Annotated in this window: 5 protein-coding genes; all 5 read right to left on the bottom strand. The window is 62.4% G+C overall.

Translation table 11 applies throughout. The annotated features are described in order from the left end of the window. Positions 1–6 precede the first annotated feature (6 nt). Entirely contained in the window at positions 7–1,527 is a 1,521-nt protein-coding gene (locus tag C2H86_RS26920; RefSeq protein WP_159410675.1) for a DUF2235 domain-containing protein, read from the bottom strand. A gap of 36 nt (positions 1,528–1,563) precedes the next feature. After that, complete coding sequence (locus tag C2H86_RS26915; RefSeq protein ID WP_159410674.1) at positions 1,564–3,267, bottom strand: hypothetical protein; 1,704 nt, start codon at positions 3,265–3,267, stop codon at positions 1,564–1,566. A gap of 108 nt (positions 3,268–3,375) precedes the next feature. Then, the gene (locus C2H86_RS26910) at positions 3,376–6,792 is read right to left on the bottom strand and encodes a hypothetical protein (RefSeq protein WP_159410673.1); all 3,417 of its coding nucleotides are present in this window, start codon (positions 6,790–6,792) and stop codon (positions 3,376–3,378) included. Between the two features lie 306 nt (positions 6,793–7,098). Beyond that, a complete protein-coding gene (locus C2H86_RS26905; protein ID WP_159410672.1) occupies positions 7,099–8,853 on the bottom strand; it encodes an L-lactate permease in 1,755 nt (584 codons plus the stop codon). Between the two features lie 184 nt (positions 8,854–9,037). After that, a complete protein-coding gene (gene uvrA, locus C2H86_RS26900; protein ID WP_159410671.1) occupies positions 9,038–11,545 on the bottom strand; it encodes an excinuclease ABC subunit UvrA in 2,508 nt (835 codons plus the stop codon). Positions 11,546–11,554 lie beyond the last annotated feature (9 nt).

Below are 11,554 nucleotides of genomic sequence, written 5' to 3'. Positions count from 1 at the left end.
GGTTTTTCAGTTCACCCGCAATGCAACATGCCCTCGATTGTTGCCATAGCAATTCCAGGCATCATTGGCATACGCGTAGAGGTACCCGGAGCGCTTGGGGGTATAGGTGCACCCTTTACCGATCTCGAACACCTCGGGCTTGATCAGATAGCCTTTGGCATCCACCCCTTCGCCGTTGGCGATCGCGCCAATCAGGCTGAACCAATCGAACTGCTCGTGACGCTTGGTGAAACTGAAGTTGGCATCGTCGTTCTTGAACAACTTGCTGTACCAGGACTCGAGCTGGCCGAGCGCACTGCCAAGCAGCTGGGCAATTTCCGCCGGCTGAAAGTTGCCGTCGTGGGTACCACCGGGCCCGCAGCTGATCGAACTGTCGAGCCACTCCCCGGATGCACTGAACTGGTAGGTGCGGCCAGCCTCCAGCCACAGCCCCGTTTCGTTCCAGGGGAGGCGGGCTGCAATGTCGATCACTAGCGGTGGTGAGGGTGCGACAAGACGTGACAAGCGATAGGGGTGCTGAGTGATGGGCGGGTCGATCTGGCGCTCAAGGGCGGTTTTGTGAAAACTGGCTGTTTGTGAGTCGAGGCTCGGGATACTCCGCGGTTGCGTGGGTAGCAGGCTGAACACGCCATCGCACGAGTCATGCATCATGTCGTGAAAGTCGGGGCGGATCTGCTGGATCGTCAGGGAGTTGAATACCAGCCCGCACTTGCCAGCCTCCTCGACCATCCACTGCAAAGCACCGTCAGCCAGGCCGCTTTCACGATAGCCACCCCCCACGTCGGAATGCACGCCAGGGAACCATAGTTGTTGCACATCGCAACCTGGTGGCACATTCGTCCACAGGGTGGGCTGGAAGGAGGCACGGCGTTCGTCCATGGCCAAGGCGTGCCGGCCGGTCCTGACGGCGCTATGGAAGGTGGTGTCGTGGAACGTGTAGCGATTGCGGTCATCGAGCAGGTTGAGCAAGGCCATGTCGTCAGGTATGCCCAGAGCACCGACGGTGTCCCACACGCCTATGAAGCGGATCGGAATGCTTTCGCCTTTGGCATTATGGAACTGCCAGCCCAAGGCTTCCCAGTCTTCACGGTTTTCGAGTTTGCGTCGGTAGCCGAATTTCATCAGGCGGTCGAGACGCTTCCAGACTTCCGCGGCCTCGATGCCAGCGATCCTGAGCAAGCCGCAGCTATTGATCAGGCCGCTCAGGCTCCTGACGGTATAGGCGCCACGGCTGAAGCCGAACAGATAGATGTCCATGCCCGGCTGATAGCAGTAGCACAGCTTTTGATAGGCACTCTTGATGTTGTCGTCCAGCCCGGAGCCGGTGCCGCCGCCAAGCGCCTTGTCCCACCATTTGCCGGATGTGCCGACGCCGGGATGGTAGTACTTTTCCTGATGGTTTTCGGCAGCGTCGTATTCCGCCACTGCGTTATGCAGCCTGACCACATTGGTGGGTGCCGGAACACCCTTGTCGAGCTGTTCGGGCGTATTCCAGGTACCGTCGCAGCAAATCACGATGTTGGACATGAGACCGTCCTCCGTTCGAGTGAACGTGGTGATGGATCACGCATGAATCCAGAAGGCACTTTCGGCAAACTGCTCGTCGTTCCACCATTCGGCCTTTCCAGTTCCATACGCGAAGTTGCGCGCCCCGGCCTGGCTCTGCAGCGGCGCAATCACTGCACCGCTGGCATCGCGCCGCGCGCCATGCACGGCATCTTCAGGCACCACCGCGACAATGTGCCCGGATTTGCCATCTTCCTTGCGCCGCGCCACGATCAAGGCGACCGCGCCTTGGTTGGCGAACTGCTGCAGCTTGCTGAGCGTACCGGTTTGCCGCCAGCCAAAGGCATTGCCAAAATCGCGCAACCAGCGGAACAGGTCGTTCGCCCGCATCTCGGTGATCGTGGCGCCAATCAGCGGTGCGACGTCCTTGTCTTGTGAAAGGTCGAGCAGCGCCCTGGATGTCCACCACACGCGTGGCAGATACACACCGGCAAGGGCGCAGTAGTCGTGGCAATAGATGTTGCAGAAGGTCAGGCCGTCGTGGGGCTGGTAGCGTTTGTTGGCGACATTGTCGACGCCGAGCCAGTCGATGATCGCGGCCAGTTCGCTGCGCAGTGCCTCCGCGTTCTCGCCATTGCGTTGCGGCTGGCCAGGCTCGTTCAGCGAATGTGCATTGGCTGGGTCGATGCGCCGGGTCACCCGGCCTGGCTTGCGTGGCATGTCGACGGCGACAATGCCGGTAGCGGGCATCGACGGTGCGGGGAGGGTGATTGGCACCGCTTTGGTCGATTTATCCGTCACCAGGAACCGTTGCGCGACGAAGCCGTGCAGCAAGGCACCGTTCAGCGAAGTTTCTATCTCGCGAAAACCGTTCTTTGCCCGGCCAGTGACCGCGCGAACCGGGTGGCCATCGGGCAGGTTCCCTATGACGTTGGCTTGCGCTGGCTCGCTGATGAGTGGCTCGCTGCGCACCCGCAAGGTACTTTCGCGGGTGTCTACCCGCAGGAATGCACCGCTGGCCGTCAGCGTGCTCGGTGGTGGCACCAGCGCCAGGCCAGGCGCCGGAGGGGCGATCTGCGGCTGGGCGCCGTCCAGGGGTACGGTATGGGCCAGCTGGATGAAGTCGAGGAGGTTCTCGCCGTAGTAGCGTTTGCCGTCGAAGTAACCCTGACGCAGGCCTTTCTTCGGGTTGAACCCGCCTGTGTTGTAGGCGATTCCGACGGATGCCAACTGTTGGTCATCAAGCGCCTGCGCCCCGGCCAGCCCCAGCGTCTTGAGACCGCGCTTGAGTTCGTTCAGGCAGTGGTCAAGGGCATCATCGAATTGAGCGTATCGCTGGTCGAGGAAATAGTCAGGGTCATCCTTGAAGAATTGCAGGTCGCGCTGGAAGATGCCGAAGCCGTGGCAGAACTTGTCGGGTCGGCGCGCCACTGTGGCGTAGTCTTGAACGTGTCGAGCCATTTCCACCAGCGACTCATGCGCCAGGTCGAACATCTGCTCGCCACGCGGCGCCGCCAGCAATGCAGCCTTGTCCCTGGGGAAGGCTTTGCGGCCTTTGTCCGAGTCCAGCGTGTCACCTACGCACAAGCGCAGCACGTCGGTTTCCGGCAGGTCATGACGCAAGGTAGGCCAGACTTCGCCAGACTCCTGGCAGGCGATTGCAGTGAGAAAGTCCACGGTCAGTGGCGTACCGGCCAATGCGCCTTCCAGTCGGGACTGGAAGTGGGATTTGAACCATTGAACATCGTTTGCGTTGGGCATGATCGGCTCCTGCGCAGATCCCACGATCTGCGTGTGATTGGATTGACCCAAGCGTCCTGCCCGTTTCGAGAGGCGTTTTCCATGCGCCTCCGTGTCGAGAGGTTGTGACTAGAACTTCGAATAGTTCAGCGCATCGACCAATACCGAGCCACCCAGGCCGGTCAGCGACAATAACAATGCACGGACCAGCGGCTCGTCGGCGTAGCGGGAGAAGGCGCCGGTGTTGAGTGTCACGATGCGCTCGCGGATCAGGCTGAACTTGCCGCACAAGGCTTCGTCCGGGGTTTTCAGCAGGTACTGGTCGATGCGTTGCAGGCCCACCGTTCTGGCCCTTTCGGCCGCCCGACGCAGCGATAGCGCCGAAGCTAGCAGGATCAACCCTGTGAGCACGAAGGTGATGACCATTCCGGGTGGGGTCGACCAGTTGTCGAACAGGCTGCTGCGCGAGGCAATCAGGATCAGCAAGACAATGGTCGGTGCATAGATCAACCGGCTGACGGCGGCGGTGCGCTTGGCAATCAGGGTCAGGCCGAACCAGGCGTCGATGCTCGGGTGCGATTGACGTTGAGCGAACTCGCCGAAAAGGGTCTTGTGCTCCCGTTGCAGCCCCTCTGGCCAGATCCAGTCCTCATCGCTGAATTGGCGTATGAACCGGGTCAGCAGCCGGTTGGCGTCGACAACCCAGAACACCAGCAGATTGAAGGTCAGCAGCGGTGGTAGCCAGCTCCACTGGCGCAGCGCCAGGTTGCCGCGCATGGGGTCGCCATCCATCGGCCAGAGCACGAAGAACATGCTGGTGAGCACCAGGAAGATCCAGGAACCCAGCATGGCGCGCAGCAGCCTTGCACCAAAACTGCCGCAGATACAGTGCTCCTGCCAATAGACGATGAACTGCCTTGGCGTGTGGGCGAGGCCAGTTCTTCTTTCATACATGCGAGGCGTGTTGGGCGAGAGCGGCAGGAATATATGATGAAGCCACTCACCGGCCTCTCTTGCCAGCTTGTCGAGTCGGCGCAGCTTGCCACGACGGGTCAGCAGGCGCGGCTGGCGCCACAGGCTTGTCGGGTATTGGCGCATGGCGCTGCTGAGGTGGTAGTCGCGCTCGATCTCCAGGCGATTGAGGCGAAGGTTGCGGGCACCCCAGGCCAGCGCGGCCAGCGAAATCAGTACCGCGAGCAAGCGCAGCCCCAGGGTTGGCCAGGCGCTGATACCTTCGAACAGGAACATCGGCTCGCCCAGGCCGTGTTCAGTCAGGCTCTCACGCTTCTGGTAGGCCCCCAGCAGCGCCAGGATAAATATCACCAATGGCACCAGCACATACCAGGCGTTGGCATCGAACAGGCCACCGCCTGCGAGGGTTTTACCTGCCACGTTGGCTTTGCAATCGAGCATGCGACGGTTCAGGCCTGAGGCGATCAACCCCAGCAGGATCAAGCCGAACGCCACCCACATCAACTCGACCCGCCAGGTGCGTGTGGCAGCCCAGGCCAATAGTGCGGCCATGCCATAGAGTGCCGGCGGCACCCATGCACTCGGCCCGGTGCTCGTCTCGCCATTACTGCTGCTCCACCAACTCAGCAGCAGGCCAAGGGTGACCAGTATCAGTACCAGCGGCCCCGCCAGCATGAATGACTGAATGCCATGCAAGCGGTCCTGGAGTGCCGGTGAGGGCTCTGGGTAGATGGGGGGGGAGGGATCCTGCAGGCAGCGCAAGGCCATGATGTCCTGAGGCCGGATATAGGTGCCCTGGCCTGAATGCCTGTCGGCAGGGCCGCAGTCGATGGCACGCTCCCGGGTGGAGCTGCTTTCCAGCGGTATGAAGCCGCTGATACCGACCTCGTAGATACTCGGAGACAGGATGCCTGACTTGGAATAATCAAACTGCCAGCGCTTGGCGTCGAAAGGTTCGGGTGCCATAGCTGCCAGTACCGAGATGAACACCGAACTTTGCAGACTGTCGCGAAACGGCGGCATTTCTTGCTGCAAGGCACGTGTGAGCGTCAGGCCATACGCCGATGCCAATACCAGATTGCGCGTTACCTCGGCTTGGCCACGTTGCAGCATGCGGGCGTCGAGGTCAGTCGAAAAATACACTTTGTTGGGCATGCGATTCTTGAGTGCCTGCAGCACCAACAACTTGTCATAGGTGTCCAGGCCGAGTACCCCGATGGCGCCGATGCCGCTTTTGCCGGCATTGCGGTAAGCCTTGTCCTGCATCGAGATGTGCTCGGCGAGGCGGCGCAAGTAATCCAGCTGCGAGTTGCCGTCGGACTTTTCCAAAGGGCTGAGGTCTAGATCGAGTCTGGTGTTGTCGGTTTTCTTCTCGGTCTTGGCGATCGTGTCTTCCGGCAAATGGCCGTCGAGGCCGCGCAGGTAGCTGAAGCGCAGGACCCATGGGTCGACCCGGTCCATTCCCAGAGGCTCGAATGTAGGCCGTTCAGCAATTTTTTTGCGGAAACTCTGGATCAAGGCACGGCTGTAGAAACTGTCCCATTCCGAGATCAGAGCAATACGGTTGGCGTTGCGCCATTCACCCTCCGGGAAACACTTGTGTTCATCATCCGGCGTCAGGCAACGCGCGCCTGCCGTGGGATCAACGTGGCGCAACTTCAATTCATCCAGAAGCAGACGGGCCATGGTGGTGTCGTCGCTGATGGTGCGAATCAACTTGAGGCTGTTGAACGAGTGGGTGTCGGAATGTTTTGGCGCGCTGATTTCGCGTAACAGGAATTTTTTGTCGGCGGTTGCCAGCGGTGAATAGATCTCGATGCCCTTGGTCAGGTAATTCCAGAACACATAGTCATCCGGTTGGTTTTGTGCCTCCGCTTCTTGCTCATAAAACTGGCCCAGCATCGCCGAGTCAGCCGGGCCTATCACTTTGAGTACGCCGTTTTCCTTACCCCCGATCGGTGCGAATCGAAGGTTTTCGAGCGAACCCAGTGGATTGTGCCTAATGGCATTCTGTTTGAGCCATAGCAGGCGCACACGCTCCACAGGCGGCTGTTCTTCGTCGCTGGACGGAGCCGGTTCCAGTGGGTCGGCTGCGAAATCCTCGTAGGGTACTTCTACCGCGTCCTTGCTGCTTGTCAGTGTCTGCAGGCTAGGGGCCATGGCCAGGCAGCGTACATGCTGCTCGTCCTCAGGCACCAACCGAGCCCCCTTCAGCCCTGCGAGGATGGCATAGCGCATTCGCCGACGCAGCTCGACAGCTTCGGCATAGGCGCCATCCTCCACCAGCGCAACCAGCAGTTGGGCCGGTTTTTGTAGGGGGGTGGCAGTGCAGGCGGGCTCAGGTTTTGGCTCTTGATCCTTGATGCGTTTTCGATAGCGCTCCAATGCATCGAAGGGGTCTTGCCACAGGCGAGCCTCGATAGGCGTTTGCGGTTGGAACTGCGCACCGACCGGACGCGTTTCCACGAACGGTTCACGAATCAGCGCAAAAGTTGAAATAACCAGGCTCAGAACCACTGCGCCGCCAGGCAGCCATACGGAGTAGTTGCTGGTTGAATCCTTGTTCGTATCCATGGCGCAATACCCGAAACGGGTCGCTCTTTGCGCGAATGCGGGACCGGATCCAGATGCCGCGAGCGGCGGCGTGCACTACGTCGATGGGGTCGGCCGTGCGGAGCGGCGGAAATTTACCTGATTCACTAGAACTGGCAACTTGATTTTAGTTAGACGCAAACAACAGGCAAGTTGTTAGTTAAGGAGAACAACAACTTCCAGATGTTCGGTATGAACTTGTCAAACGGCAGTGCACTGCAGTCACCTGTAAAAGCGCTTGCTGGCGGGCATGTCAGGCCCTGACAGCAAGCGCTCTGGCCCAACGCCCTAATGGCCCACCACCATGTCGGTGAACGGCGCTACATAAGCCTGCAAGGTCACCAGCCCGCCCACCAGTACCGCCAGTACGATCGAGTGGAAGAACACATAGCGCAGGATTTCGCCTTCATGCCCATACCAGCGAGTCGCGGTGGAGGCTACGACGATCGACTGCGCATCGACCATCTTGCCCATCACCCCGCCCGAACTGTTGGCTGCGGCCATCAGCACCGGGCTCAGCCCCAGCTGCTCCGCCGTCACCCGCTGCAACCCGCCGAACAGTACGTTGGAGGCCGTGTCCGACCCGGTCAGCGCCACGCCCAGCCAGCCGAGCAGGGTGCCGAACATCGGGTAGAAGATGCCCGTGGCGGCGAATGCCAGGCCCATGGTCGCGTCCAGCCCCGAATAGCGCGTGAGGAAGCCCAGCGCCAGCATGGCGACGATAGTGATCAGCGAGTAGCGCACCACCCACAGTGTGCGTAAATATTGCCGCCCCAGCTCAAGGGGCGAATAACCCATCAGCAGCCCGCCAAGGACCGCCGCCAGGAAGATGCCGCTACCGGTGGCGGTGAACCAGGTGAACTTGTATTGGGCATCTTCTTTCTTCGGCGTGGGCACCACAGGTGGCACTTTCTCGATCTGTTGGTGGATCGAGTCGAAGGTGAACACCGGGGCGAACACCGGGTTGCCCTCACGCAGCGGCTTCCCTTGCGGGTCGAGCATCGCCGCGCCGCTGGCCGGGTCGAGCGCCTGGCGAGTGTCGAACAGGTTCTTGAAGCCCGCCGTGCCCCAGGCGAACACGAACACGGTGAGGATGATCCACGGTAACCACGCCTTGAACACGCTGCGCTGGTCGCGTTGGGTGAAGGTGGCCGTGGCACCTGCCTTGCCGTCGTCTTCGACCTTGGAGTTGTCGACCCGGCCGGTGAGCGCCGCCGAGGTGTGCACGCTGGCCGGCTTCCATACCCGCAGGAAGGCGGTCAGGCAGGCCATGGAGATCAGCGCGGCGATCACGTCCACCAGCATCGGCCCGTGGAAGTTCGAGACCAGGAACTGGGGCACCGCGAACGTGACCCCGGCCACCAGGATCGCCGGCCACACCTCAAGCATCTTGCGCCAGCCGGCAAAGGCCCAGATCAGCCAGAACGGTACGATCACCGAGAAGAACGGCAGTTGCCGGCCGACCATGGCCGACAGTTCCATTTCATCCAGCCCGGTGACCTTGGCCAGGGTGATGATCGGCGTGCCCAGCGCGCCGAACGCCACTGGCGCGGTGTTAGCGATCAGCGCCAACCCCGAAGCGGCCAGCGGCGAAAAGCCCAGGCCGATCAGGATGGCCCCGGTCACTGCCACCGGCGTACCGAAGCCCGCTGCGCCCTCGAAGAAGGCGCCGAAGCAGAAGGCGATCAGCAGCAGTTGCAGGCGGCGATCGTCGGTGATGCGGGCCAAGGAGTCCTGCAGCACCTTGAACGAGCCGTTCTCGGTGGTCAGCCGGTGCAGGAAGATGATGTTCAGCACGATCCAGCCGATCGGCAGCAGGCCGTTGGCGGCGCCGTACAGCGCAGCGGAGCCTGCCATGTTGGCCGGCATGCCGAAGGCGAAGATCGAGATCAGCAGTGCCGAGCCCAGGGCGAGCAGGGCGGCGATATGTGCCTTGATATGGAAGAAGGCCAGTGCCGCCAGCATCACCACCACCGGTACCGCGGCCATGAATGTGGAGAGCACTGGGCTTGCGAACGGATCGTAGATTTGCTGCCAGACCATTTGCCACCTCGTTTGTTGTTATGTGAGGTATCGCGTTTTTGGGCAGACGGCATACAGGGATGCCAGGGGGAGTATAGGAAGGAATTTTTTACCTGTACTGGCCCTTCGCGGCTAAAGCCGCTCCTGCAGGGCACGCAATTCTCCTGTAGGAGCGGCTTTAGCCGCGAAGAGGCCGGAACAGGCGCTACAAGGCCCGGGCAAGAAACTCGGCAGTCCGGCTATCCTCGCAATTAGCCACGACATCAGGCGTACCACTGACCACCACCCGGCCCCCCGCATCCCCGGCCCCCGGCCCGATGTCGATCACCCAGTCACTCTGCGCCACCACACGCATGTCATGCTCGACCACCACCACACTGTGCCCGGCCTCGACCAAGCGATTGAGCTGCACCAGCAAGCGGTCGATATCCTGCGGATGCAGCCCGTTGGTAGGCTCGTCCAGCACATACAAGGTCGCCCCACGGGCCACGCGCTGCAGCTCGGTGGCCAGCTTGATGCGTTGCGCCTCGCCACCGGACAGCTCGGTAGCCGGCTGCCCCAGGCGCAGGTAGCCCAGGCCGATGTCCTGCAGCACCTGCAGGCAACGCCGCGCCGCCGGTTGCTCGGCAAACACCTCAAGCGCCTGTTCGACCGTCAGCTGCAGCACCTGGGCGATGTTCATGCCCTGCCAGCTCACCGCCAGGGTCTCGGGGTTGTAGCGTGCACCGTGGCAGGTCGGGCAGGGCGCGTAGACGCTGGGCATGAACAGCAGTTCGACGCTGACGAAGCCTTCGCCCTCGCAGTTGTCGCAACGGCCCTTGGCGACGTTGAACGAGAAACGCCCGGCATCGAAACCGCGGGCCTTGGCCTGCTCGGTGGCGGCGAACAGCTTGCGCACATGGTCGAACAACCCGGTGTATGTGGCCAGGTTGGAGCGCGGCGTGCGGCCGATCGGTTTCTGGTCCACCTGCACCAACCGCTGGATGCTAGCCAGCCCGGCAGTGACGCGCCCAGCGCTGAACTGCTCGGGCTCATCCTCCAGGCTATGCTCTTCCGGCTCGGACTTCTGTTCGGCCTGACCGAGATGGGCACCGACCAGCTCCAGCAAGGCCTGGCTGACCAGGCTCGACTTGCCCGAACCGGAAATGCCGGTGACCGACGTGAAGCAACCCAGCGGAAAGCGGGCGCTGAGGTTGTCGAGGTTGTTGCGGGTGATGCCTTCCAGCGCCAGCCAGTCGTGCGGCTGGCGTGGTGTGCGCAGGTTGCGCTGCTGTTCGGCGAACAGGTAGGCGGCAGTGCGCGAGGCCTCGACTTGTGCCAGGCCGGTTGGCGGGCCGCTGTAGAGCACCTGCCCGCCATGCTCGCCGGCCGCGGGGCCGACATCCACCAGCCAGTCGGCGCGGCGCATGGTGTCCAGGTCGTGCTCCACCACATACACCGAGTTGCCCGCCTGCTTGAGCCGCTGCAAGGCATCGAACAGCGCTTCGCTGTCGGCCGGGTGCAGGCCGGCGGAGGGTTCGTCGAGCACGTAGATCACGCCGAACAGCTGCGAATTGAGCTGGGTGGCCAGGCGCAGGCGTTGCAGTTCGCCGAACGACAGTGTCGGCGTGCTGCGCTCCAGTGCCAGGTAGCCCAGGCCCAGGTCGATCAGGGTGTCGATACGTTCCAGCAACTCATTGGCGATGCGCTGTGCGGCCAGGCGCTTTTCCAAGGTCAGGTTATCGTCGTGCTGCTCCAGGTAGCCAGGCGCAGCCACCTGGCGAAACACCGTGGCCAGGGCCTGCAACGGCAACCGCGACAGCTCGCCGATGTCGCGACCGGCGAAGGTCACGTCCAGCGCCGCACGCTTGAGCCGTTTGCCCTGGCACACCGGGCAGGGGCTGGGCCGCATGTACTGCGACACGCGCTTGCGCATCTGCGCGCTCTGCGAGTGCATGAAGGTATGCAGCACGTAGCGCCGGGCGCCGCTGAAGGTGCCCTGGTAGCTGGGTTCGAGCTTGCGCTTGAGCGCGGCGCGGGTCTGCGCCGGTGTCAGGCCGGCGTACACCGGCACGGTGGGCGTTTCTTCGGTGTAGAGAATCCAGTCGCGCTGCTCCTGCGGCAGGTCGCGCCAGGGGATGTCGACGTCATAGCCCAGCGTCACCAGGATGTCGCGCAGGTTCTGCCCCTGCCAGGCCATTGGCCAGGCCGCCACGGCGCGTTCGCGGATGGTCAGCGACGGGTCGGGGACCATGGTCGCTTCGGTCACTTCATAAACTCGCCCCAGCCCATGGCACTCCGGACAGGCGCCTTGCGGGGTGTTGGGCGAGAAGTCCTCGGCATACAGCATCGGCTGCCCGACCGGGTAGCTGCCGGCGCGGGAGTAGAGCATGCGGATCGAGCTGGACAGGGTGGTGACGCTGCCCACCGACGAGCGCGCGCTGGGCGTGCCGCGTTGCTGCTGCAGGGCCACGGCCGGGGGCAGGCCTTCGATGGCATCGACGTCCGGCACGCCGACCTGGTCGATAAGGCGCCGGGCATAGGGCGCGACCGATTCGAAGTAGCGGCGCTGGGCTTCGGCGTAGAGGGTGGAGAAGGCCAGCGAGGACTTGCCCGAGCCGGACACCCCGGTGAACACCACCAGCGCGTCGCGGGGGATATCGACGTCGATGTTCTTGAGGTTGTGCTCGCGGGCGCCACGGACGCGGATGAAGCCGGTGGGAGTGTGCGGCATGGGGCGGTC

The organism is Pseudomonas putida, assembly GCF_009883635.2.
In the GTDB taxonomy this organism is placed as follows: Bacteria; Pseudomonadota; Gammaproteobacteria; order Pseudomonadales; family Pseudomonadaceae; genus Aquipseudomonas; species Aquipseudomonas putida_W.
This window is presented reverse-complemented; position numbering and strand designations above follow the sequence as displayed.